The 23,902-nt window shown below is 69.7% G+C and carries 20 protein-coding genes and 2 pseudogenes; 12 read left to right on the forward strand and 10 right to left on the reverse strand.

The genetic code is table 11. The annotated features are described in order from the left end of the window. Window positions 1-62 precede the first annotated feature (62 nt). The 4 genes from ACIRP7_RS13995 (at window position 63) to ACIRP7_RS14010 (ending at window position 3,309) form a co-directional block, all read left to right on the forward strand. A complete protein-coding gene (locus ACIRP7_RS13995; RefSeq protein ID WP_403657842.1) occupies window positions 63-1,196 on the forward strand; it encodes a serine/arginine repetitive matrix protein 1 in 1,134 nt (377 codons plus the stop codon). After that, entirely contained in the window at window positions 1,193-2,263 is a 1,071-nt protein-coding gene (locus tag ACIRP7_RS14000) for an integrase (RefSeq protein ID WP_403657845.1), read from the forward strand. Before ACIRP7_RS13995 ends, ACIRP7_RS14000 begins: the two co-directional genes overlap by 4 nt. Window positions 2,264-2,295: 32 nt before the next feature. Then, window positions 2,296-2,964 carry a hypothetical protein gene (locus ACIRP7_RS14005; RefSeq protein WP_403657848.1) on the forward strand — a complete coding sequence of 223 codons (669 nt, stop codon included), beginning with the start codon at window positions 2,296-2,298 and terminating at the stop codon, window positions 2,962-2,964. A 183-nt stretch (window positions 2,965-3,147) separates the two neighbouring features. Then, window positions 3,148-3,309 carry a hypothetical protein gene (locus ACIRP7_RS14010; protein WP_403657851.1) on the forward strand — a complete coding sequence of 54 codons (162 nt, stop codon included), beginning with the start codon at window positions 3,148-3,150 and terminating at the stop codon, window positions 3,307-3,309. Window positions 3,310-3,314: 5 nt separating this feature from the next. On the opposite strand, the gene ACIRP7_RS14015 is transcribed toward ACIRP7_RS14010, so the two are convergent. Continuing rightward, window positions 3,315-3,491 carry a hypothetical protein gene (locus ACIRP7_RS14015; RefSeq protein WP_403657854.1) on the reverse strand — a complete coding sequence of 59 codons (177 nt, stop codon included), beginning with the start codon at window positions 3,489-3,491 and terminating at the stop codon, window positions 3,315-3,317. Here ACIRP7_RS14015 and ACIRP7_RS14020 point away from each other — a divergent pair. Continuing rightward, window positions 3,481-4,896, forward strand: coding sequence for a hypothetical protein (locus tag ACIRP7_RS14020; RefSeq protein ID WP_403657857.1), 1,416 nt, complete (start codon window positions 3,481-3,483; stop codon window positions 4,894-4,896). The two genes, ACIRP7_RS14015 and ACIRP7_RS14020, sit on opposite strands and share 11 nt — an antisense overlap. 570 nt (window positions 4,897-5,466) lie before the next feature. On the opposite strand, the gene ACIRP7_RS14025 is transcribed toward ACIRP7_RS14020, so the two are convergent. The 3 genes from ACIRP7_RS14025 to ACIRP7_RS14035 all read right to left on the reverse strand — a co-directional run bounded on the left by ACIRP7_RS14025 (window position 5,467) and on the right by ACIRP7_RS14035 (window position 7,832). Further along, complete coding sequence (locus tag ACIRP7_RS14025; protein WP_403657860.1) at window positions 5,467-6,417, reverse strand: PIN domain-containing protein; 951 nt, start codon at window positions 6,415-6,417, stop codon at window positions 5,467-5,469. Between the two features lie 392 nt (window positions 6,418-6,809). Continuing rightward, the gene (locus ACIRP7_RS14030) at window positions 6,810-7,079 is read right to left on the reverse strand and encodes a hypothetical protein (protein WP_403657863.1); all 270 of its coding nucleotides are present in this window, start codon (window positions 7,077-7,079) and stop codon (window positions 6,810-6,812) included. A 135-nt stretch (window positions 7,080-7,214) separates the two neighbouring features. Beyond that, complete coding sequence (locus ACIRP7_RS14035; RefSeq protein ID WP_403657866.1) at window positions 7,215-7,832, reverse strand: hypothetical protein; 618 nt, start codon at window positions 7,830-7,832, stop codon at window positions 7,215-7,217. A 1,491-nt stretch (window positions 7,833-9,323) separates the two neighbouring features. On the opposite strand from ACIRP7_RS14035, the gene ACIRP7_RS14040 reads away from it, so the two are divergent. After that, on the forward strand, window positions 9,324-9,572 hold the full coding sequence (locus ACIRP7_RS14040; protein ID WP_403658429.1) for a GNAT family N-acetyltransferase: 249 nt from the start codon (window positions 9,324-9,326) through the stop codon (window positions 9,570-9,572). A 330-nt stretch (window positions 9,573-9,902) separates the two neighbouring features. On the opposite strand, the gene ACIRP7_RS14045 is transcribed toward ACIRP7_RS14040, so the two are convergent. Both ACIRP7_RS14045 and ACIRP7_RS14050 read right to left on the reverse strand, forming a co-directional pair. Next, window positions 9,903-10,556, reverse strand: a complete 654-nt coding sequence (locus ACIRP7_RS14045; protein ID WP_403657869.1) for an MBL fold metallo-hydrolase — start codon at window positions 10,554-10,556, stop codon at window positions 9,903-9,905. A gap of 10 nt (window positions 10,557-10,566) precedes the next feature. Further along, entirely contained in the window at window positions 10,567-11,253 is a 687-nt protein-coding gene (locus ACIRP7_RS14050; RefSeq protein WP_403657872.1) for a maleylpyruvate isomerase family mycothiol-dependent enzyme, read from the reverse strand. 224 nt (window positions 11,254-11,477) lie between these two features. Here ACIRP7_RS14050 and uvrA point away from each other — a divergent pair, with 224 nt between their 5' ends. Then, on the forward strand, window positions 11,478-14,516 hold the full coding sequence (gene uvrA / locus ACIRP7_RS14055; protein ID WP_403657875.1) for an excinuclease ABC subunit UvrA: 3,039 nt from the start codon (window positions 11,478-11,480) through the stop codon (window positions 14,514-14,516). 135 nt (window positions 14,517-14,651) lie between these two features. Here the strand turns inward: uvrA and ACIRP7_RS14060 are convergent, their stop codons facing one another. The 3 genes from ACIRP7_RS14060 to ACIRP7_RS14070 all read right to left on the reverse strand — a co-directional run bounded on the left by ACIRP7_RS14060 (window position 14,652) and on the right by ACIRP7_RS14070 (window position 17,731). After that, on the reverse strand, window positions 14,652-15,563 hold the full coding sequence (locus ACIRP7_RS14060) for a carbohydrate kinase (RefSeq protein ID WP_403657878.1): 912 nt from the start codon (window positions 15,561-15,563) through the stop codon (window positions 14,652-14,654). Then, the gene (locus tag ACIRP7_RS14065; RefSeq protein ID WP_403657881.1) at window positions 15,560-16,636 is read right to left on the reverse strand and encodes a LacI family DNA-binding transcriptional regulator; all 1,077 of its coding nucleotides are present in this window, start codon (window positions 16,634-16,636) and stop codon (window positions 15,560-15,562) included. The genes ACIRP7_RS14060 and ACIRP7_RS14065 overlap by 4 nt, the downstream gene beginning before the upstream one ends. Window positions 16,637-16,750: 114 nt before the next feature. After that, window positions 16,751-17,731, reverse strand: a complete 981-nt coding sequence (locus ACIRP7_RS14070) for a hypothetical protein (RefSeq protein WP_403657884.1) — start codon at window positions 17,729-17,731, stop codon at window positions 16,751-16,753. 226 nt (window positions 17,732-17,957) lie between these two features. On the opposite strand from ACIRP7_RS14070, the pseudogene ACIRP7_RS14075 reads away from it, so the two are divergent. Then, window positions 17,958-18,079, forward strand: a pseudogene (locus tag ACIRP7_RS14075) (DNA-binding response regulator); the annotation flags it as partial. A gap of 196 nt (window positions 18,080-18,275) precedes the next feature. Here the strand turns inward: ACIRP7_RS14075 and ACIRP7_RS14080 are convergent. Continuing rightward, a pseudogene (locus ACIRP7_RS14080) lies at window positions 18,276-18,818 on the reverse strand (maleylpyruvate isomerase N-terminal domain-containing protein); the annotation flags it as partial. Between ACIRP7_RS14080 and uvrC the strand changes: the two are divergent. From uvrC to whiA, 4 genes are read left to right on the forward strand one after another with little or no spacing between them, the layout of a single operon-like run. Next, the gene (gene uvrC / locus ACIRP7_RS14085) at window positions 18,817-20,871 is read left to right on the forward strand and encodes an excinuclease ABC subunit UvrC (RefSeq protein WP_403657887.1); all 2,055 of its coding nucleotides are present in this window, start codon (window positions 18,817-18,819) and stop codon (window positions 20,869-20,871) included. The pseudogene ACIRP7_RS14080 and the gene uvrC sit on opposite strands and share 2 nt — an antisense overlap. After that, a complete protein-coding gene (gene rapZ, locus ACIRP7_RS14090) occupies window positions 20,868-21,827 on the forward strand; it encodes an RNase adapter RapZ (protein WP_403657890.1) in 960 nt (319 codons plus the stop codon). Before uvrC ends, rapZ begins: the two co-directional genes overlap by 4 nt. Then, entirely contained in the window at window positions 21,824-22,891 is a 1,068-nt protein-coding gene (gene yvcK / locus ACIRP7_RS14095; RefSeq protein ID WP_403657893.1) for a uridine diphosphate-N-acetylglucosamine-binding protein YvcK, read from the forward strand. Before rapZ ends, yvcK begins: the two co-directional genes overlap by 4 nt. After that, window positions 22,882-23,871, forward strand: coding sequence for a DNA-binding protein WhiA (whiA, locus tag ACIRP7_RS14100; protein ID WP_403657896.1), 990 nt, complete (start codon window positions 22,882-22,884; stop codon window positions 23,869-23,871). Before yvcK ends, whiA begins: the two co-directional genes overlap by 10 nt. The last annotated feature ends 31 nt before the right edge of the window (window positions 23,872-23,902 follow it).

Below are 23,902 nucleotides of genomic sequence, written 5' to 3' on the forward strand. Positions count from 1 at the left end.
CTTATCCGACGCGACAACAGGAGTGAAACGGGCGTCGGTTGGCCCCAGGGGGAACCGCACTGATGAACGATCCCGAACTGTTGCGCGCGGCCGGGACGGCAGTCTGGGGCTTCCCGGGCCAGCGGAGGGAGCAGGCGGCGCCCCGGCCTCGGACCTTGGCCGCGCCGCAGCTCGACTTCCCGCCGGTCCGCAACGGGCTCGACTACCTGGCTAGTGTCGTCGAGCACCTGGACGAGACTGAGTCCGAGGTGACGCCCCGGGACGTGAAGTACGCCGTGCTCCATCTCCAAGCCGCCGTCGAGGTGCTGTTCAAGGCGCGATTGCTCGCAGAGCACTGGACCCTCGTCTTCACCCACCCCGGCGAGGCCAACCGGAAGGCCCTGGAGGAAGCCACGCTCAACAGCGTGTCCACTGACAAGGCCATCACGCGGCTTCGGAACATCGTCGGCGTTCCCATCACTGACAAGGAGCAGAAGGCACTCACCAAGCTCACCGAGGACCGGAACAAGCTCCAGCACTTCGGCCTGACCCACAACGCCCGCGCCGTCGAGGCCCGCGCCGGCGCCGTACTCGACTTCCTGATCCATTTCATCGAGGACCAGCTCCTGCCCTATCTCGACGAGCCGGAGACGACGGAGACGGAGCGGTCGCTTGACGGTCTGCGCGAGGGGCTGAACAACATCAACTCCTACGTGCGCGAGCGGATGAACCGGATCGGAGGAGAACTGAAAGCGGAAGGAGTCGAGCACCGCACCATCGAGTGCGTCTCCTGCCAGGAGATGGCCCTTGTGGTGCAGCCGCGCACCGTCTCAGGGCTCCAGGGCGACTGGGGCGACCGCGCGACGTGTCGCTTCTGCTCGACGTCCTGGCCCCCGGAGGGGCTCCACCTGCACTTCCGGGGGCAGAGTCCGTCGTGGGAGCAGGCAGACATCTGCCCGATGTGCGGTGAGGCGGCGCTCGGCGCCGACGTTCGCGTGCGCAGCGAAGCGACCAACTCCCGCTACTTCTGCTTCTGCTGCACGACGGCCTTCGCGACCCTCATGCCGTGTGACGGCTGCGGCCGGCAAATCGATGCTTCGGCTGCAGGCTCCCCGCCTATGTGTCACGAGTGCGAGGAGTCGATGGAGACCGAGCCCGAGTACGAACTGCCTTACGAGGGTCCGGAGGACTACGGGTTCACCGAGGAGCGGGGATGACCACCGAGATCGCATTCCCGGTCCCCGTCCTGGCCGATCGGCTGGCGCTCGTCGAGCGGTGGGCCGAGCGGCACGGCGTCGAGGTCGCCCTTCGGCTCGCCGAGGCCGAGGACCTGGCCGACGCCGTCGTGCAGGAGATCACCCCGGAGAACACCGTCGACACCTACAACAAGAGCTGGCGGGTGTGGACGCGCTTCTGCGCCGTCACCGAGCTGCCGGAACGGGAGGGATCCCGGGGCGCGCTGGTGGCGTTCGTGACGTGGATGCTGCGCGAGGGCCAGCAGAACGGCAAGGGCTACGCCCCGTCGTCGGCAAGCACGATCCTTGCTGGGGCTGTCGTCGGCCTGCGTGAGCGCGGCTGCGCTGTAACCCGCGACGACCAGGCGGCTGCCCGCAAGGCGCTGGACGGCCTGGCCGTTCGGCTGCTGCAGGAGGGCGAGCGGCGCGGCCGGGGCCAGGCGGCGGCCGCCGAGGTCCCCGACCTGTATCGCGTGGTGAGGGCCTGCCCCGACACCCTCGCCGGGGCCCGGGACAAGGCGCTCATCCTGACGGGCTTCCACTACGCCTCACGCGCTCAGGACCCCGCTGGCCTCCTCGCCGGGGACGTTGCCCTGACGCCGCGAGGCATGGTCGTGTCGGTGCTCACCGGCAAGACCAAGCACTCCGCCCGTGACGCGAAGATCAACTATCAGGACGACCCGGAGGTCTGCCCAGTGGAGGCGTGGAAGGCGTACCGGGCCCGCCTCGCCGCCGAGGCCGCACCGCGTTGGTCGGAGCCCACTGCGCCCGCGTTCGTCGGCATCGACAGGCACGGCAACGTCACCGGAGGTATGGTTCCCGACTCCGTCACCCGGGCCGTCAAACGGATCAGCGGCCGCGCCGGGGCTCACCTTGCCTGGACGGGCCACAGCCTCCGCATCGGCCTGGCCACGACCGCCCGCAAGCGCGGGAAAGACGCCGTGACGATCGCCGACCAGGGCGGATGGGCCCGGCACTCCCGCTCTATGAACGGCTACTTTCAGCGGGTCGACGGGTGGGAGGACAACGCCACCGCCGGCCTCACCTGACCACTGCCAGCGGACCAGACAGGAGACCCCCAGTGGGGCGCACCATTCACGAGGACATCGCAGAGGACGAGTTGGCCGACATGCTGGCCGATCCCGATCAGGCGGAGCACCTGCACACTGTGGCCTCCCGGCTTCGGGAGGGACGTTTCCCCCACTGGCTCGCCGCCATGGTCGGGCAGACGCCGGCGCGGCCAGGGTCCTGGCCGTCAGATCAGGTCGCCGCGTTCGTGCGCGTCATGACCCGACTCGCCTACGGCAAGGTTGCCCGCCGTCGTATCCGGGTGGGTGCGTCACCCGGAGCGGACGCCGACCGAGTGGGTAACGCCGCTCGCCTCCAGGGGCTCCCCCTGCCGTTCGTGGCGCACCTGGACATGACCCAGAACGGGGCCGACAGCGACGGCTCGCTGGAGTGGACGGAGCCGATCACGGCGTGGCGCAGCACTGTCGTTCCCGTCCTGGGCGCGCACGTGTTGCACGGAGCGATTCAGGCGCCGTTCGAGGTGCGCCCGTTCTCGGTCCCGCTGGAGGTCGGCTACACCCTGCCGAGCCGCACGTTCGCGCACCTACTCACCGAGGGCGCTGTGGCCCGCTGGCCGTACGACGAGGACGAGATCCACCTCCTGGTCGACCTGGAGCGCGCCGGGCTGCACATGGGTACGCGTCCACTCCCGGCCGACGTGGAACCCGTAAGGGTGCTGTGACCCGGGGGGAAGCGCACAGCCAGGCCGTACCGGCTGGAGGCAGCAGTGAGCTTCACCGCCGTTCACCCGGGCCGGTGGCGTGTGGACGCCTCTCTGCCGGACCTCGGCTGCGGCTGGTAGTGGGAGGCGGTCCGCCGGGTGCGGCAGCCAGCCCCGCTGGCCTGTCCGGAGTGCGGTCACGGGATGCACGCCAAGGTCTCGAGCCTTGGTCTGCGGTTCTTCGCCCATGCGCCCGGTGCTCCGACCTGCACGCTGGCGGAGGAGTCCAAGGCTCATCACCTGCTCAAGCTGGAGTTTTCCTACTGCTCTGTCTTTGTCCGGATCACTCGTTTGGGCAGTCTCTGACGCTGTCACGCCTTGAAAGCGCCCGCTCCAACCTCCGCTTTTCCGAGAAGCAGATCGCCGCCCTTGAGGCTGAACTCCTCGAAGCCGGGCAGCGTTGAAGTCCATTGCCTGCCAGACGCGAACCTGTGATGCTCGCCAAGCAGATTCATGGAGCGCGGATCGGAGAGTTGCGTGGGCGACAAGTGGTTCTTCTTCCTCGGCGAAGACAAGATCAGTGCGGGAAAGAACCACATTCCGACGAAGCTCATGACCATCTTCCAAGAGCACGACAAGTACGTGGACGAGGATTGGGCGAGCCAGGTCGACGCGATGAATGCGGGGGACGTCGACCTGGGCGGTGACGAGGATGGCTGGATCGATGCCCCGCTGGAGGCCTACGAGGGCGCACCAGGGTGGGAGGAGTACGTGGAGGCCATCCAGGGTGACATGAGCAGGGCTTTCGGTTACTCGACCACCGTGGAGACGGTGGTGAAGCGGCTGAACCTGATGGGGTTCACCTCCCACCGCTGCAAGGCGGAGATGAGGGATTTTCTCCAGGAACTCCGCATTTCCGACGGCGATGACGCCATCTACGTCCGAGAGCCGGGGGTGGCCGAGCTCGTTCGTCACACTGTCGACTGCGAAGAAGTGGTGGAGATAGGCCTGCGCGCGTTGATCGCCAGCTCCAAGTCGTCGGAGGCGAAGGAGCCCTTGACCAGCCTGGAGACCGCCTGCCTGGAGGCGCTTGAACCGTTCCGGGAATATGACGAGGATCCGCGGGCACTCCTCGCCGCACTCCTCGAAGGCCAGGCACCCGACACCGTTGTCCGCCTCGACCTGCACGATCTTCTGTCGGCCGGCTACTTCACTCGGCACGACGCCGTCTCAGAGCTCGCCTTGCAGGAGCTGGCAGCGGAGATGGCAAGCAGCGGGCCGATCATCGTCATGACAGAGGGAACCACCGACGCGCGGTTCCTCAAGCGAGGACTGAAGATCGTCGCGCCCGACCTCGCAGGCTACTTCACGTTCCTCGACCCCGACGCGAAGGCCGCGGGCGGCACACCCCAGCTGGTGAAGAACCTGCGGGCCTTCGCGGCGGCCGGCATCATGAACCGCGTCATCGCGTTGGTCGACAACGACGCCGCTGGCCGCGAGGCCGTGAAGACGCTGTCGAGCGCTCCGCTGCCCGGACGGTTCAAGGTCTGCCGGCTACCCGATCTCGACTACGTGAAGGACTACCCGACTCTCGGACCCACGGGTGACACCCGCTACGACATCAACGGTCGCGCATGTTCCGTGGAGTTCTACTTCGGCCTCGAATGCCTGCTGACAGCTTCTGGCGAGCCGCTGCCGGTCCGCTGGACCGGCTTCAACAACGGCATCAGCGACTACCAGGGCGAACTTGTCCCGGCCGACAAGAAGACCGTCCAGGAGCGAATCGACAAGATGCTCACCACCGCCGAGGCCGGCGACACACCGCTGGACGACCGATGGGACGCGATGCGCAAGATCGCACAGACCCTGATCGCCGCAGCAGCAGCCCCAGGACTACGTCCCGAACAGCAACGTGACGCATCACACCAGGTCACAGCCAAGCCGTTCAGCTGAGCGGCCGGAAAAGTCGAACTTGCCCAGGCCGCCCGCGCGGCCGGGTGGATGGCCGAACTGGAGGTGAGCAGGCCGGACGACCGTTGGCGAGCGGACATCTCGTCTCCACGGTCGGCGGCCACCGGATGGCCCTGGAGGCGCAGTTGGCGAGCATCACCGCTGCCGAGATCCGCAACCGCACGGAGCGGATGAGTGCCTACGGAGTCCGTTCCTGCTGGTTCAGCGACCGCAGGCGCATCCCCTGGCTGGGCGCCGTGCCCTCGGTACGGTTGCCCGACAGGGCGGTGACCTGGTCGCTCTTGAACCGATGGCCCGCTTCGTCGGCGCCTCCTGGACCCCGGAGCCGTCCATACCGCTCACCGAGTTCGTGGGCAGAGTCCTCATCTCGCGGTTCGTTTCGCATGCTCCACGCACACCGCCATGGCACGTGGTCCGGCCCGCGGCGCGGCTGTGGGCTCATCTCAAGTGCGTTCTGACGGAGGCCAGGAAGCTGGGGGACGAGGAAAAGCAGCAGCGTGCGGAACCGCCAGGCGGCGTGCAGTGCAGTGTCACTGCCGTGGTGCTCGATTCTCAGCTGGCCGTCGGAGCCTGGGTTTCGGCCTGCCGGGCGCGCCGCTGCGCGCGTACGCCAGTGCCGGACCTGTCCGGGGCCGACCAGTCCGGTTCGTCACCGGGGTCCTTCGTCGCCACCTTGGTCACCTGCAGCGCGGCGGCCCGGCCCCGGGTGTGCTGACTCGTATCGCACGTCAGCAACCGAACGTCGCGGCCGGCCAGGCCCTGGATAGCCACCGTCCGGTCGATGATCTCGATATCGGGGCGGTCTAGGCGCACGTGGCCGGGGGGATCGAGGACGATCTCCACGTTGACCCTGCCACGGGTCTCGCCGTCCTGAACGGTGTGCTCCCCTTCATGCAGGACCCCGTGCGTGCCACCCTTGAGGACCCCGTCGAGAAGACCGAGAGTGTGGGCGGCACGCCAGCGGGCCCGCTGCTTGCTGGCGTCCTTGAGGTCGTCCAGCTCGTCGACCACCACGATCGGAAACAACAGGCGCACGAACTGCCAGCGCGGCACGTCGAGCACCTCGTGCAGGTCGACGTCGGCCAGCTTCACCTCGTTCTGGATGTAGAAGCTGGAGTCGGCCACGACGAACACCTCCCGCTGGCTCCACCGGCCGATCTGCGCATCCAGCGCGGCTACGGCCGCCTCAAACGCCTCGATCCGTTCGGCGACCTCAAGTTGGACCAGACCGTTCACGAGGCGCTGCTGGGCGGTCCCAGCGAGCGTGCCGCAGCTGCCCAGCAGCGCCCGGTAGCGGTCGGTGAACACGAGCTGGTCGAGGTCCCGATCGCTGATCTGGGAGCGCAACATCCGCGCGGACTCCGTGGCCCAGTCCAAATACGTCAGCAGCCCTTCGAAGGCGCTGCCGTACGGTCGTTGCAGGTTCATCGCCGTGGTGTGGACGCCGCTGAGGGCCTGCCGGATGTTCTTCCGGTCTGTGCCGGGGCGGGGTGTGATGAGCATGCGGTGATCCTGCCAGCGCGGCCCGCTGGTGCGCCTTCGGTTTCCAAGGTCGCGGCCCTCTCTCTGCAGACCCGCGCCATACTCGCCGAACCGCTGGGACCGCGGGGCGCCTGGACAGGAGGCCCCCGGATGGGAAATACGCGGCCGGACGGGTAGAAGAGGGTAGACGACTGAGGCAGTACGGCTGGGAGCCGAAGGGATGGATTGCGGAGAGGTGGGAGGTTCCGCTGCCTGCCAGGTGAACCCCGCCCAGCAGACCGCAGCCCATGCAGCAGTCCCCCCGACCCCGGACTGCACATGGGTGCTTGCCCGCTCCCCTCCGACGTGAAGCCGGTACGGGTGCTGTAGCCCCTGATTGACGACGAGGTCCCGCAGCCACGCTGCGGGGCCCTCTACTGCGACCGGAGCGCGGCTGCGCAGTCGCGGCACTCCCAATCCTGCATGTTGGCCGGGAGCCACGCGGCGCCCGGCCCGGGAGGCTGGTAGTACACCCGCTCCATGTCCAGGGTCGACTTGCCGCAGAACGTCCGGTCGTCCGGATCTCCTGAGACGTCTGGGTCGGCCGGCGCGGCGTGTATCGCCTCGATGTTGTCGACCGGGTCGCCCGGACCGAAGTCCTGCGACAGTTCCTTGCGCGGCTCGCGCAGCACGACGATCGCCATGGGGCCACCTTCTGCATTCCCCTGAGCGGCCGCATCCGGAGAACACTGCGGGGCTCCACCGGCATGACCGGTGGAGCCCCTGTTGCATAGCCTTGGCCATGGGTGATCCTGCCGCTTCCTTCGGCAGGATCACTCTCAGCCGAAGAGGATCGATCCCAGCAGGGTTCCCCACTCCCTGATCACCATCTCGATCAGGGTGATAACGCCCATGATGATCGACACGAGCATCATCAGACGCTCCCTCTTGCGGCGGCGCCATCTGGCGCGCTCCTTCTGCCGCTCCTCCTGCCGCATCTGACGGCGCTGTACCAGGGCGCCAGGGTGCTCGCGGAGCGCGAGCTGCTTCCCCATGACCTCCTGGTGGACCTCCTTGCGGAGGTTGCCGTCAGCTGCAGTCCAAGCGGCCCGGAACTGTGCGCCGAGGGCGTGGCCGCCGATGCCGATGCCGAGCCAGTAGGCGGTCTGCTGGGTGGGCCATTTATGCCCACCCAGGACGTCGTGGACCGTGCTGTGCCCGAGAGTGCATCCTTTCTCGCGCTTACGTGCCTGGCGCATGATCGTGCGGAGCGAAGGCTTGTCGTACGCCTCGTGCGCGGCCGTGACGTACTCGAACCATCCCTCCTGGTCCAGGCCCTCGAAGTCGTCGGGGTCAGGAGTCCAGTCCGTCGAAGATGTCGCGGATCCAGTCGAGGATCCCGCGAACGCCTCCGGAAGCTCCCCCTCGGACCGCCGCGAGACCGACCTCCTCTCCAAGGCTCCGCCGGGCCTCGGGCTGGGTGTGCGCGGCTTCTTCCCCTTCGGCGGCTGCATTGTCGCTCGTGCCCTTCTTCGTCGGTTTCGGTGAGTCGGAGGTGGGCCGTATAGGCCCAAGTTCTTCGTTCATGGGGCGACTCTGCCGACCTGAAAGTCACTGCTGCACCTTTCCGGACAGGCAATCTGTCCGGCCGGACACCCAGGTGCGCCGGACGTTCCAGAACCCGCATATGCCATCTGTCCGGCGGCGCTCGCGCTGTGCGAGCCGGGCGCTGACGAGGCGGCCGCAGTTCCGGCCGGGACCGTCTGATCCGCAGGCGAAGTGTCGTCACCGTTCAACCCGCGCGAGTGGCTGGAGGTCCACCCGGCCCCGCTGGCGTCCTCACCGACCTCAGCGCGAAGGCCCGCGACTGCTCGTCGCGGGCCTTTCGTCGTATCTGAGGGCCGGCCTCCCGCTCTTTTGCGTAGCAGGGCAACCGATGACCTGCCGGACGAGGGCCGGGAACGCACGCTACATCCCTCATCCGCTGTCCTGCGGCGCCGTGGGGAGGCCGGTACGTGTCGGTAGGCCGCCGGGCATTCGTCATGTCATAGCTGTCCTGGCCGTGGCGTAGCCCGTTGTGTGGCCCGGGTACGGATATTGGCTCTTGGAGGTACTCCAGTCGATGGGAGCCCGGCCCTATCCATGGAGGCGTCGTGCCTTCGTCGTCTCCGGCCGGTGTGAACACGTGTACGTCTCCAGCGGCAGCGGTATATCAACGGGTTCACGTACGGTGCCGTCCCGGTCGTCGACCAGGCGTAGCGTGCGAGCCATGCGCCTCCACTGGGACTGGATCGAGCACGTCCTGCCCGTGCCGTTCGTGCCGACCCTCGGGCCGGTCCACCTGGGTAGTCCGCTCCCCGAGCTGTTCGCCGCCGTCGTGGAGGCGGCCGGTACAGGCCGGTTCCTTCCTCACGACAAAGACCGCCGCTGGTCCGACCGGAAGGCCGAGCGCGTCCTGGTCGATGCGATCGAGCACGTCCGGAGGCTGACGCTTGTGCCGACGCTCGTCGAACGGGCAGCCGGCACTGTCCGCGTCCACGTTTTCGGGGACGGCCTGGACGTCGCCGCGGACCTCGCCCGGGAACTCGCTGACGCCCACAGCGCAGCGCAGGCCAGGGTGGTGTCCTTCCTCGGCCCCGACGAGCCCGAGGAGCACGCCCGGGGCGGCACGCGCGTCCAGCTCAAGGACTTCACCATCGGCCCCGGCCTGCCGCCGGACAGGATCGTCCTGGAGGCCGCACAGCTCCCCGAGGAGGCCGTGTTCGCGGAGTTCGCCGACGCCATGGCAGCGGACGGGTTCGCGTTCCTACACGAGCGGATGCGAGCCGGATCCGTGGGTCCCGTCCTCACCACCCTCGACGGCGGCCGGGTGGCCGGCGCCATCGGCCCCATGGAGACGATGGCCGACGCTCAGGGGGTGACGTGTCTTCTGCCGCAGTTTAAGTGTCCTGCCGGAGCACCGCGGGCGTGGCTATGGCCTGACCCTGTGGCGCGCGGCGATGCACTGGGGGCACGAGCACGGTGCGGCGTACCAGCTCCTCCAGACCGTGGTGGGCGGTGCCTCCGACCGTCTGTGTGCGGGGGAGGGGCTGACGTCACTCGGAGTTGTCCATCAGATCAAGGCGACAGGCGACCGTTCGCGCGGTCACGCGCCCTCGAGGGCGGTCAATCGAACGGGGCGGCGTTATTGCCCTTGATCCTCAGCGTTCCTGAACCGAGGTCCCCGCCCTCCGCGATGGTGAAGGAGCTGGTTCGGCTGATGCGGAGTTGTAGGTCCTCGGCCGCGTAGACCGCGTAGGCGTCGCCGTCGAGCGTTAGCGTTCCGTCCCAGCCCGTGCGCCCTGTTGAGATGCTGGGTCCCCCGAAGGATTGGGACCGGATTCGCTCTGTCCACCGCCGGAGCATGGCGTGGCACGCATATTCGTTTCCGTCCGCCACGACCGTGGCGGCGCCGTCGTAGGTGTCCATGTCTCAGTTGACTTGACCAACGCGAAGTCCACCACCGGAGGATGAACCCAGTTCAATGGTCACCAACCTCGTGCGCGCCACTCTGCGAGGTGGGGTCGCTCCGTGCCGAGGGTGGTGTCGTTGCCATGGCCGGGGTAGACCCACGTCTCATCGGGCAGGACGTCGAATAGCTTGGTCTCCAGGCCGCCCATGAGAGAGCTGAATTCTGCGGGGCGTGTTGTCCGGCCAGGGCCCCCCGGGAACAGGCAGTCCCCGGTGAATACATGGGGATGCCCGTGCGGGTCGTCGTAGACGAGGGCGATCGAGCCCGGCGTGTGGCCGACCAGGTGGCGCGCGGTCAACTCGACGTGCCCCACGCGGATGACGTCGCCGTCGTCGACCGGCACGTCGGTGGGGACGGGGATGCCGTCGGCGTCGTCCCGGCCCGCGTACGTACGCGCGTGGGTGGCCGCGACGACCGCCGCGAGCGCCTGCCAGTGGTCGCCGTGCTGGTGGGTGGTGACGACGGACGCGATGCCGTCGTCACCGATCGTGCCCAGCAGGGTGTCCGCGTCGTCGGCGGCGTCGATCAGCAGTTGCTCGTCGGTGGCCCGGCAGCGCAACAGATAGGCGTTGTTGTCCATCGGGCCGACCGCGATCTTGGTGATCATCAGGTCCTTGAGCTCGTGCACGTCGGCGGGCCCGCCGACCGTCACCTGTCCGCTGTACGTCATGGGCGGCAGCCTATAGCGGGGGCAGCGAGGGGAGGGTGCCACCGTGAACGGTCAGTGCCGAGCCGTCGCGGCGGCCGGCGAGCCAGCCGAGCAGATCGGCCTGGCGGCCGGTGACGACGAGCGCGGGATCACCGGCGCCGCCCGTCGGGATCCTGCGGCCGTCGTCCTCCTGGATGAAGAGCGCGGGTACCTCGGGATGACCCCGGAACCGCTCCGTCAGGAAGTTGATCTCGCGCTGCGTGAACTCCTCCGAGAGGGCCTCCAGCTCGTACCCGATCCCGAGGTCCACATGGTGCAGCTCCACCTCGACCCACCGCCGGAACGGCACCCGCGACGCCGAGTCGGTGACCCCGTTGCGCAGCTCCACCGTCCGCGACCAGTCCGCCGGTGCTGCCGCGGCCTCGTCGAAGCGGGCGGCGCTCGCGCGGAGGTCGGCCAGCTGGACGTCGAGCAGGCGCGGGGCGTCGCGCTCGATGTCGGCGTCGCGCGCTTCCGCCGAGGGGTACATGGGCTGCCCGCGCAGAACGTTCACCAGGGCGTCGGCATTGCGGGAGAGGTGCGCGAGGACATGGCCGCGGCTCCAGCCCGGCAGCCGTGACGACTGCGTCACGGCCGCGTTGTCCATCGTGGCGGCTGCGGTCAGCAGTCGCTCGGTCGCACCACGTACAGACTCCAGGTCATGAGCGTGATCAATCATGCTGCTGACCCTAGCTCCGCCACACCTTTGGGTGAAGGTGGTGAAGCTGTGCCGTAAATCGAATGCACGTGCTATATGGTCGGGTGCGGCGTCGGGCATGCTGGAAGGCCGGGGATTGTTATGCATCCGGGAATCCGACCGGCGTTGTCAGTGGCTCCCCCTAGTCTGAAGAAGCACGGGGGCCCCGCCCCTGTCACTTCTCTCAAAGAAAGGTGCGGACCGGCGTGGCCGACCGTCTCATCGTCCGTGGCGCGCGCGAGCACAACCTGAAGAACGTCTCGCTCGACCTGCCTCGCGACTCGCTCATCGTCTTCACGGGCCTGTCCGGGTCGGGCAAGTCCTCCCTGGCCTTCGACACCATCTTCGCCGAGGGCCAGCGGCGCTACGTGGAGTCGCTCTCCTCGTACGCCCGCCAGTTCCTCGGGCAGATGGACAAGCCCGACGTCGACTTCATCGAGGGCCTGTCGCCCGCGGTCTCCATCGACCAGAAGTCGACCTCGCGCAACCCGCGCTCGACGGTCGGCACCATCACAGAGGTCTACGACTACCTGCGTCTGCTCTTCGCGCGCATCGGCAAGCCGCACTGCCCCGAGTGCGGCCGCCCGATCTCGCGCCAGTCGCCGCAGGCCATCGTGGACCGGGTCCTGGAGCTGCCGGAGGGCAGCCGCTTCCAGGTGCTCTCGCCGCTGGTGCGGGAGCGCAAGGGAGAGTTCGTCGACCTCTTCGCCGATCTCCAGACCAAGGGTTACAGCCGCGCGCGGGTGGACGGCGAGACCGTCCAGCTCTCCAACCCGCCCACGCTGAAGAAGCAGGAGAAGCACACCATCGAGGTGGTCATCGACCGCCTCACGGTGAAGGAGTCCGCCAAGCGCCGTCTCACCGACTCGGTGGAGACCGCCCTCGGTCTCGCCGGCGGCATGGTCGTGCTCGACTTCGTCGACCTCCCCGAGGACGACCCCGAGCGTGAGCGCATGTTCTCGGAGCACCTGTACTGCACGTACGACGACCTGTCCTTCGAGGAGCTGGAGCCCCGTTCCTTCTCCTTCAACTCGCCCTTCGGCGCCTGCCCCGACTGCTCCGGCATCGGCACGCGCATGGAGGTCGACCCGGAGCTGATCGTCCCCGACGAGGACAAGTCCCTCGACGAGGGCGCCATCCACCCCTGGTCGCACGGGCACACCAAGGACTACTTCGGCCGTCTGATCGGCGCCCTCGCGGACGCGCTGGGCTTCCGGACGGACATCCCCTTCGCCGGGCTGCCCCAGCGCGCCAAGAAGGCCCTTCTTTACGGCCACAAGACGCAGATCGAGGTCCGCTACCGCAACCGGTACGGCCGCGAGCGGGTCTACACGACCCCCTTCGAAGGTGCCGTTCCCTTCGTCAAGCGTCGGCACAGCGAGTCCGAGAGCGACGCCAGCCGCGAGCGCTTCGAGGGCTACATGCGCGAGGTGCCCTGTCCCACCTGTGAGGGCACGCGTCTGAAGCCGCTCGTCCTCGCGGTCACCGTCATGGGCAAGTCGATCGCCGAGGTCTCCGGCATGTCCATCAGCGACTGCGCGGACTTCCTGGGTGAGCTGAAGCTCAGCGCCCGTGACAAGAAGATCGCCGAGCGGGTGCTGAAGGAGGTCAACGAGCGGCTGAAGTTCCTGGTCGACGTCGGCCTGGACTACCTCTCGCTGAACCGCGCGGCCGGCACCCTCTCCGGCGGCGAGGCCCAGCGCATCCGCCTGGCCACCCAGATCGGCTCAGGACTCGTCGGCGTCCTGTACGTCCTCGACGAGCCGTCCATCGGTCTGCACCAGCGCGACAACCACCGCCTCATCGAGACCCTGGTCCGGCTGCGCGACATGGGCAACACGCTCATCGTCGTCGAGCACGACGAGGACACCATCAAGGTCGCCGACTGGATCGTGGACATCGGCCCCGGCGCGGGCGAGCACGGCGGCAAGGTCGTGCACAGCGGCTCCCTGAAGGAGCTGCTCGCCAACGCCGAGTCGGAGACGGGCCAGTACCTGTCGGGCAAGAAGGCCATCCCGCTGCCGCACATCCGGCGGCCCCTGGACCCGTCCCGGCAGCTCACCGTGCACGGGGCCCGCGAGAACAACCTCCAGGACATCGACGTGTCCTTCCCGCTGGGCGTGTTCACCGCGGTCACCGGCGTCTCGGGCTCCGGAAAGTCGACCCTGGTCAACGACATCCTGTACACACACCTGGCGCGCGAACTCAACGGCGCGAGGAGCGTCCCGGGCCGGCACACGCGCGTGGACGGCGACGACCTCGTCGACAAGGTCGTGCACGTGGACCAGTCGCCCATCGGCCGCACCCCGCGATCGAACCCGGCGACGTACACCGGCGTCTTCGACCACGTCCGCAAGCTGTTCGCCGAGACCACCGAGGCGAAGGTCCGCGGCTACATGCCCGGCCGCTTCTCCTTCAACGTCAAGGGCGGTCGCTGCGAGAACTGCGCGGGCGACGGCACAATCAAGATCGAGATGAACTTCCTCCCGGATGTCTACGTCCCGTGCGAGGTCTGCCACGGCGCCCGGTACAACCGGGAGACCCTGGAGGTCCACTACAAGGGCAAGTCCATCGCCGACGTCCTGAACATGCCGATCGAGGAGGCCACGGAGTTCTTCGAGGCCGTCCCTGCGATCGCCCGCCACCTCAACACCCTCAAGGACGTCGGTCTCGGCTACGTCCGTCTCGGCCAGGCCGCGACCACCCTGTCCGGCGGCGAGGCCCAGCGCGTGAAGCTCGCCAGCGAGCTCCAGAAGCGGTCCACCGGCCGTACCGTCTACGTCCTGGACGAGCCGACCACCGGTCTGCACTTCGAGGACATCAGCAAGCTGCTGAAGGTCCTGTCGGGCCTGGTCGACAAGGGCAACACCGTCATCGTCATCGAGCACAACCTCGATGTGATCAAGACGGCCGACTGGGTCGTCGACATGGGCCCCGAGGGTGGCGCGGGCGGCGGCCTCGTCGTCGCCGAGGGCACGCCGGAGGAGGTCGCCGGGGTCCCGGCCAGCCACACCGGCAAGTTCCTCAGGGAGATCCTCGGTGCCGACCGGATCAGCGACGGGACCTCGGTGAAGGCCCCGCGCAAGGCACCGGCCAGGAAGACGGCCGCGGCGAAGAAGACGGTCGCCGCCAAGTCCACGGCGAAAAAGACGGCGACGGCCAGGACGACGGCGACCAAGAAGGCCGCCGAAGCCACCAAGAAGGCCACGCCCGCCAAGAAGACGACCCGGGCCCGCAAGGCCTGAGACGCCGGGGCGGCGAGCCGCATCTGGAACACACAGGAGCGGTGCCCCGCGGGAACTTCCCCGCGGGGCACCGCTCGCTCCGTCATCAGCCCTGGATCAACGCACCGGCCCCGCCCACCGGCACCCCTCTCGGCCCTACAGCTCGCCCAGCTCGGACGCGTACGGCGGCTGCGCCCCGGCTCGTGAGCAGGTGATCGCCGCCGCGCGTGCCGCGAACCGCAGCAGCCGGGCCCAGTCCTCGACCCCCAGGCCGGCGACCGCCTGCGGGGACAGTGCGCCGAGGGTGGCCAGGCCGTGCAGGAGGGCGGCGTTCACCGTGTCGCCCGCGCCGATCGTGTCCACGACGTCGACCTTCTCGCCCGGCACCGGCAGCACCGCCCCGTCCCGGGTGAACACGGTCAGCCCCTCCCCGCCCTGGGTGACGACGACGGCCGAGGGCCCTGCGGCCAGCCACTCACACGGGGTGCCGCCCAGCCACCGCGCGTCCTCCTCGGAGAGCTTGAGCAGCGACACCGACGGCAGCCAGCTCTTGAACCGGGCCCGGTAGGCGTCCGCGTCGGGGATCAGCCCGTCCCGGATGTTCGGGTCGAGCGCGGTGAACACCCCCTGCGCGGCCGCGGTCCGCAGCAGCTCCTCGTAGGCGCTCGCCCCCGGCTCCAGGACGAGCGAGCAGGTGCCGAAGGACACCGCGCGCGTACCGGCGGGAAGTTCGGCGGGGGCGGCGAACAGACGGTCGGCGGTGCCGTCTACGTAGAAGGAGTAGGCGGCCGAGCCGTTGGTGTCGACCGTGGCGACGGCGAGCGTGGTGGGCTCCGTACCGCGCTGCACGGCGGACACGTCCACCCCCGCCTCCCGGAGGCCGTCGAGCAGGGCCTCGCCGAAGGCGTCGTACGAGATGCGCGAACAGAAGGCGGTGGGGGAGCCGAGCCGGCCGAGGGCCACGGCGGTGTTGTAGGGGCCGCCGCCGAGCGCCGGCTTGAGACCTGCCAGGGCTCCCGTGCCCTGCGGGACCAGATCGATGAGGGCCTCACCAGCGACGACGATCAAGAAACCGTTCCTTTCTGAGAATGCGAGGGCTGCGAGGGCCGCGCCCGCTGTCCGGAGTCGGAGCAGCCGCACGACGTGCGATGCACGAACGTGCAGTCGAGGCGCACGGTCCGGGCAGGCCGGTCCGGCCTGTCCAGCCGTTCCAGCAGCACACGGACCGCCTGCGCGCCGATCTCCCTGCTGGGCTGGGCGATGGCGGTGAGCCGGGGCGAGAACAGATCCGCCCAGGCGAAGTCGTCGAAGCAGCACAGGGCCAGGTCGTCCGGCACCGAAACGCCGTGCTCGCGCAGGGCGCGCAGGGTGCCGATGGTCATCGCGTTGTTGGCGGTGACGAGGGCGGTGGGCGGCTCGGCGAGGGCGAGCAGGGCGGCCGTGGCCCGTTCCGCTCCGGCCGCTTCGGAGTCGCCGTGGACGACCAGGTGATCGTCGTGGGGGAGGTGGGCGGCGGTCAGGCCCTGCCGGTATCCGGCGATCCGCTCGGCGGTGGTGCTCAGGCCGGGCAGGCCGGCCACCAGGCCGATGCGCCGGTGACCGAGTCCGGCGAGGTGGGTGACCAGCCCGGCCATCGGCTCGGTGTTCTCGGCGCAGACCTGGTCGAAGCGCTGCGGGCCGCTCCCGCCCACATCGTCGATCACCCGGTCCAGGAACACCGTCGGGACCTGGTGGCGCCCGAGGTAGGACACGAGTTCGCGAGGGTCGGCGGAGGGCGCGACGATCATGCCGTCCACGCGCCTTTCGTGGAGCAGCTGGGCGACCTTGCGCTCGTGCACGGGGTCGTCGTGCGGATCGGCGATGAGCAGGCTGTACCCGTGTTCCAGCGCGCCCGCCTCGACGCCCTGGAGGATCTCCGTGAAGTACGGATTGCTGATCGCCGACACCGCGAGTCCGATGGAGCGGGTCCGGGAGGTCACCAGGGAGCGCGCGAGGGTGTTGGGGGTGTAGCCGAGCTCGTCGACGGCGTCCAGCACGGCCTGGCGGGTGTGGGGCAGGACCGGCCGGGTGCCGTTGAGGACGTGCGAGACGGTCGCCACGGAGACCCCGGCGTTGCGTGCCACGTCGGCCATGGTCGGCATCGGCTTCCCCTCCCGGAACGGCGCCCTTGCGGGGCACCGGAACAGTGGCCCACGGCCGGGAAGGTATCCCATTCAGCGGTGCACGTAAACGCTTGCGCAAACGTTTACGTCATGTCACCGGTCCGACGGCACCGCTCCCTGCTCCCAGTCCCACCCGATCCCCACGGCCCCCGACCGCACCCGTGGCTCGACCAGGTGGACCGAGTGGTGGCGGCCGGTGAGGGACAGTTCCTGGCGGCCGCTGCGGGGCGCGGCGGGGGAGTGCTGGGCGAAGCGGTGGCAGCGCACCGGCAGGGCGTTCTCGTCGAACCGGACCTGGAGCGCGTACTGCCCGCCGGGCGAGCCGAAGCCGCGGGTGTACTCGCGGGACACCCCGGCCGTGCCGTCCTCGACGCCGTAGCGGAACAGGAAGGTGTCCCCGGCCCGCAGCCGGGCGTCGAGGAGCAGCTCGGCCACGAGCACCCCGGTGTCGTGGTGCGAACGCACGCGTCCCGTACGGCAGTTCTCCAGGGCGTGCACGGTCATGCGCTCCGGCACGCACCCCGGGTCGCCGTGGTGGACGGCGATGAAACGGTCCACGCCCTCGCGGTGGGCGCGCACGATGTGGTGCGATTCGCGGCTGCGCAGCTCACGGCGCGCCCCGATGCCTATGCGTTCGTGATGGCCGAGGGTGTGCAGCCCGCCGTCGGGCGGCGCGTCCAGTTCGCCCAGCAGTTGTCCGAGAATGTCCGAGGCCGCGAGGAGGGAGCGGTAGGAGCGGGTCGCGGGCCGCTCGGCCGCCGACCGGTCGTCGTCCTCGGCGAGCAGCCGGATCAGCGACTCCTCCGGCAGCTGAAGGATCTCCTCCAGCGCCCGTACGGCCCGCAGCGACTCGGGACGCTGCGGGCGCCGGGCGCCCTGCTGCCAGTAACTGAGGCTGGTGACACCGACCTTGACCCCGTGGCGCGACAGATGGTGCTGGACGCGCTGGAGCGGCAGCCCCCGTGCGGCGATCGCCGCACGCAGCGCGACATGGAAGGGGCCGCCGCGCAGGGCCGAATCCAGTTCCGCGTCGGCGACGCTGACGTCGTCCGCGTGCTGTGTGGCGTGCGGCATGCAGGGGCCTTTCTGTGCAGGTCCGGGCGGCTGGTCAGGCCGTTCGCGAGGGTGTGCCGGGGCCGTCCGTGGCAGTGCCGGGGAGGCTTCACATCCGTACGCCGTCGTTCCCGGCCCCGAGTTCCTCCGCATTGAAGCGTGTTGACCAAGTCCCGACAACACCTGTCGCCGAACGGTGGTGCACTCCCGGCCGCCTGCAGGCCGGTTCCACCGCCACGTCGAAGCCGCCGAGGACCGCTCCAACGCCGGCGTCGGCCGTTTGCGGGTCACCGAGGGCACCGTCGAGAAACAAGTCCGCAGCATCCTTGGCAAGCTCGGCCTCACCGAGGGCCCGAGGACCACCGCCGGTCCACCCGGCGGAGGCGGGCGTCAGAACGCCGCGATCCGAGCGGTGGCGCGTTCCCGGCGGGCGAGGGTGCGCAGCACCGGAAGGAAGCCGTGACGGGCCACGGCGATACGGGTGGCAGTCGGTGACCGCGTCGGAGGCCTCGGCGGGCACCGACGGCATGGGGACCTCCAGACTGACGGCCGGGTCGTCGAGGTGGACCACAAGTTCCACGAGACGGGTGAGCAGGCACTGGTCGAGCGGCAGGACGTGGGCGAACACACCTACGGGCCGGTCGGACGGCATGGCCGGCAACTGCGCCGCGAGCCGGGCACGAGCGGTGTCGAACGCCTCGGCCAGGGCGTCGGGCCCACCGGCCGCCTCCTGATCGCCCAGCTCACGGATCCGCAGCGGCACCGCGTCGTCCGGATCCGGCGCCGGGCCGACACCGGCCAGGAAGTACGTGACCGCGTCAACGGGAGTCCGGTCCGAGGGGGGTGGCGAGGCGAGCCAGTGCTCGACGTTGAGAACGGCTCGGGCCAGATGGCCGACCAGGCCGCTGATCCGGAAACGGTCCAGTGCACTCGGCCGCTCCCAGCGTTCGGCCAGTACCGGCGAACGCAGCAGCCCGGACGCGACCTCGGCGGTGTCGAGAAAGGCGGAGATCATCCCGGGAGGCAGCGGCCGGCCCGATGCGTGGCCACCGGCCGTTGTCCACAGGCTCACCGGACTGTCAGCCCTCGCCAGTAGGGTGTGAGACATGGCCGACCCCTCCAGCTACCGCCCCAAACCCGGGGAGATCCCGGACACTCCCGGGGTGTACAGGTTCCGCGACGAGCACCGCCGGGTGATCTACGTCGGAAAGGCGAAGAGCCTGCGCCAGCGCCTGGCGAACTACTTCCAGGACCTGGCGAGCCTGCACCCCCGCACCCGCACGATGGTGACCACGGCCGCCTCCGTGGAGTGGACGGTGGTGTCCACGGAGGTCGAGGCCCTCCAGCTGGAGTACTCCTGGATCAAGGAGTTCGACCCCCGGTTCAACGTCAAGTACCGCGACGACAAGAGCTACCCGTATCTCGCGGTGACGATGAACGAGGAGTTCCCGCGCGTGCAGGTGATGCGCGGCCACAAACGCAAGGGCGTGAGGTACTTCGGGCCCTACGGGCACGCGTGGGCGATCCGCGACACCGTCGACCTCCTGCTGCGCGTCTTCCCCGTCCGCACCTGCTCCGCCGGCGTCTTCAAGAACGCCACCCGCACCGGCCGCCCCTGCCTCCTCGGCTACATCGGCAAGTGCTCGGCACCCTGCGTCGACCGCGTCTCCGCCGACGAACACCGCGACCTCGCCGAGGAGTTCTGCGACTTCATGGCCGGCCGCACCGGCACCTACATCCGCCGTCTGGAGAAGCAGATGAAGGACGCCGCCGAGGAGATGGAGTACGAGCGGGCGGCCCGTCTGCGCGACGACATCGGGGCCCTGAAGAAGGCCATGGAGAAGAGCGCCGTCGTGCTCGCCGACGCGACCGACGCCGACCTGATCGCGGTCGCCGAGGACGAGCTGGAGGCCGCCGTCCAGATCTTCCACGTGCGCGGCGGGCGCGTGCGCGGCCAGCGCGGCTGGGTCACCGACAAGGTCGAGGAGATCACCACTGGCGCCCTCGTCGAGCACGCCCTCCAGCAGCTCTACGGCGAGGAGAAGGGCGACTCGGTCCCCAAGGAGGTCCTCGTCCCGGCCCTGCCCGAGCCGGTCGAGCCGGTCCAGGAGTGGCTGACCGAGCGCCGCGGCTCGGGGGTCTCCCTGCGCATCCCGCAGCGCGGCGACAAGAAGGCCCTCATGGAGACCGTGCAGCGCAACGCGCAGCAGGCCCTCGTCCTCCACAAGACCAAGCGCGCCTCCGACCTGACCACGCGCTCGCGTGCCCTGGAGGAGATCGCCGAGGCCCTCGACCTGGACAGCGCACCGCTCAGGATCGAGTGCTACGACATCTCCCACCTCCAGGGCGACGACGTGGTCGCGTCCATGGTCGTCTTCGAGGACGGACTCCAGCGCAAGAGCGAGTACCGCCGCTTCCAGATCAAGGGCTTCGCGGGACAGGACGACGTCCGGTCCATGCACGAGGTGATCTCCCGTCGCTTCCGGCGCTACCTCGCCGAGAAGGAGAAGACGGGCGAGTGGGTGGACGACCTCCCCGAGGAGGGCACCACCGAGAACGGCCTCAAGGACGACGACGGCCGCCCCAAGAAGTTCGCCTACCCGCCCCAGCTCGTCGTCGTCGACGGCGGGCAGCCCCAGGTCGCCGCCGCGAAGAAGGCCCTGGACGAGCTCGGCATCGACGACATCGCCGTCTGCGGCCTCGCCAAGCGCCTGGAGGAGGTCTGGCTGCCGGGCGATGACGACCCGGTCGTGCTGCCCCGCACCAGCGAAGGCCTGTACCTTCTCCAGCGGGTCCGTGACGAGGCCCACCGCTTCGCGATCACCTACCAGCGCACCAAGCGGGCCCAGCGCTTCCGGTCGAGCCCGCTCGACGACGTCCCCGGTCTCGGGGACACACGCAAGCAGGCCCTGCTGAAACATTTCGGGTCCTTGAAGAAACTACGATCCGCCACCATCGACCAGATCTGCGAGGTCCCCGGCATAGGCCGCAAGACGGCCGAGACGATCGCCGTGGCCCTCGCCCAGGCGGCCCCGGCCGCGCCCGCCGTGAACACGGCGACTGGAGAGATCATGGATGAGGAGGAACCCGGCACCACGGGTTCCGGCGGGGACCCCGTGACGGCGGGTGCCCCGGACGAACGACGGGGGCAGGAGACATGAATGTGAACGAGCACGAAGAACAACAGGACCAGGGCGGAGAAGACGCACAGGTGAGTACGGGCGCGCCCGCCGATGCGGCCGGAGTCCCGGAGGCGGCCATCCCCGAGTTGGTGATCATCTCCGGGATGTCCGGCGCCGGGCGATCGACCGCCGCGAAGTGTCTCGAGGACCTCGGCTGGTTCGTCGTCGACAACCTCCCGCCCGCGCTGATCCCCACCATGGTGGAGCTCGGCGCCCGCTCCCAGGGCAATGTCGCCCGGATCGCGGTGGTCGTCGACGTCCGCGGCCGGCGCTTCTTCGACAACCTCCGCGAGTCCCTCGCCGACCTGGAGGCCAAGCACGTCACCCGGCGGATCGTCTTCCTGGAGTCCTCCGACGAGGCCCTGGTGCGCCGCTTCGAGTCCGTGCGGCGCCCGCACCCCCTGCAGGGCGACGGCCGCATCGTCGACGGCATCGACGCCGAGCGCGAGCTCCTGCGCGAGCTGCGCGGCGACGCCGACCTGGTCATCGACACCTCCAGCCTCAACGTGCACGAGCTGCGCGCCAAGATGGACGCCCAGTTCGCCGGCGAGGAGGAGCCCGAGCTCCGTGCCACCGTCATGTCCTTCGGCTTCAAGTACGGCCTCCCGGTCGACGCCGACCTGGTCGCGGACATGCGGTTCCTGCCCAACCCGCACTGGGTCCCGGAGCTGCGCCCCTTCACCGGCCTCAACGAGGAGGTGTCGGCGTACGTCTTCAACCAGCCCGGCGCCAAGGAGTTCCTCGACCGCTACGCCGAGCTGCTGCGCCTCATCGCGGCCGGCTACCGCCGCGAGGGCAAGCGGTACGTGACCATCGCCATCGGCTGCACCGGCGGCAAGCACCGCTCGGTCGCCACGTCGGAGAAGCTCGCCGCGCGCCTCGCGGCCGAGGGTGTGGAGACGGTGGTCGTACACCGGGACATGGGACGGGAATGACCGCACGTAGTCCGCGGCTGAGCAGGCTGCGCCGGGTCGTCCCCGAAGGGCGGGCGACCCGGACCGTCGAGACCCGCGGCGCCCGGCCCCGCCGACGCGGTGCTCAGCCCAAGGTGGTGGCGCTCGGCGGCGGCATGGGCCTGTCCGCCTCGCTGGCCGCCCTGCGCCGGATCACCGGCGACCTCACCGCCGTCGTCACCGTGGCCGACGACGGCGGCTCCAGCGGGCGCCTGCGCGACGAGCTGGGCGTGCTGCCGCCCGGCGACCTGCGCAAGGCGCTGGCCGCGCTGTGCGGTGACGACGAGTGGGGGCAGACCTGGGCCCGGGTCATCCAGCACCGCTTCCAGTCCAAGGGCGACCTGCACGAACACGCGGTCGGCAATCTGCTGATCGTCGCTCTGTGGGAGCAGCTCGGCGACCACGTCCAGGCCCTCGACCTGGTCGGCAGACTCCTCGGCGCGCAGGGGCGCGTGCTGCCCATGTCCGCCGTACCCCTGGAGCTGCAGGCCCTGGTCAAGGGGCACGACCCGGACCGGCCCGAGGACGTGGAGACCGTAAGGGGACAGGCGACGGTGGCCCTGACCCCGGGCGAGGTGCAGTCGGTGCACGTGGTGCCGCACGACCCGCCCGCCGTCCCCGAGGTGCTGGAGGCGGTCCGGGACGCGGACTGGGTGGTCCTCGGCCCCGGCTCCTGGTTCTCCTCGGTCATCCCGCACCTGCTGGTGCCCGAACTCCTGGACGCCCTCACCCAGACGAAGGCGCGCCGGGTACTCTCCCTGAACCTCGCACCGCAGCCGGGAGAAACCGATGGCTTCTCCCCGCAGCGTCATTTGGAGGTTTTGGGACGACACGCCCCTAAACTCGCCCTGGACGTGGTGCTGGCCGACCAGGCCGCCGTGCCCGACCGCGATTCCCTGACCGATGCCGCCAAGCGGTTCGGCGCCGCGGTCGAGCTGGCGCCGGTGGCCCGGCCCGACGGGACCCCGAGGCACGACCCGGAGCTGTTGGCCGCCGCGTACGACCGTATTTTTCGGATGCATGGAAGGATCGGCCCATGGCGATGACGGCAGCGGTGAAGGACGAGATCTCCCGGCTCCCCGTCACCCGGACCTGCTGCAGAAAGGCGGAGGTCTCCGCCGTCCTGCGGTTCGCCGGCGGCCTCCACCTGGTGAGCGGGCGCATTGTGATCGAGGCGGAGCTGGACACCGCGATGGCGGCCCGCAGACTCAAGCGGGACATCCTGGAGATCTTCGGCCACAGCTCCGAACTGATCGTGATGGCACCGGGCGGACTGCGCCGCGGTTCGCGTTACGTCGTCCGGGTCGTGGCCGGCGGTGACCAGCTGGCCCGCCAGACCGGCCTGGTCGACGGCCGGGGCCGCCCGATCCGGGGGTTGCCCCCGCAGGTCGTCTCCGGTGCCACCTGTGACGCCGAGGCCGCCTGGCGCGGAGCCTTCCTGGCCCACGGCTCGCTCACCGAGCCCGGCCGCTCCTCGTCCCTGGAGGTCACCTGCCCGGGCCCCGAGGCCGCGCTCGCCCTGGTCGGCGCCGCCCGCCGCCTCTCGATCCCCGCCAAGGCCCGCGAGGTGCGCGGCGTGGACCGCGTGGTCGTCCGGGACGGTGACGCGATCGGTGCCCTGCTCACCCGGCTGGGCGCCCACGAGTCGGTGCTCGCCTGGGAGGAACGCCGGATGCGCCGCGAGGTGCGGGCCACGGCGAACCGTCTCGCCAACTTCGACGACGCCAACCTGCGCCGCTCCGCGCGGGCGGCCGTCGCCGCCGGTGCCCGGGTCCAGCGCGCCCTGGAGATCCTGGGCGATGACGTGCCCGAGCATCTCGCTGCCGCGGGCCGACTGCGCATGGACCACAAGCAGGCATCCCTTGAGGAGCTGGGCGCGCTCGCCGACCCGCCGCTGACCAAGGACGCCGTCGCCGGCCGGATCCGCCGGCTGCTGGCCATGGCCGACAAGCGTGCCTCCGACCTCGGCATCCCGGGCACGGAGTCCAGCATCACCGAGGAGATGGCCGACAACCTGGTCGGCTGACCCTTCCTCACCTCGCCGGTGCCGACGCCCA

Source organism: Streptomyces sp. NPDC102270, assembly GCF_044766405.1.
Taxonomy (GTDB): domain Bacteria; phylum Actinomycetota; class Actinomycetes; order Streptomycetales; family Streptomycetaceae; genus Streptomyces.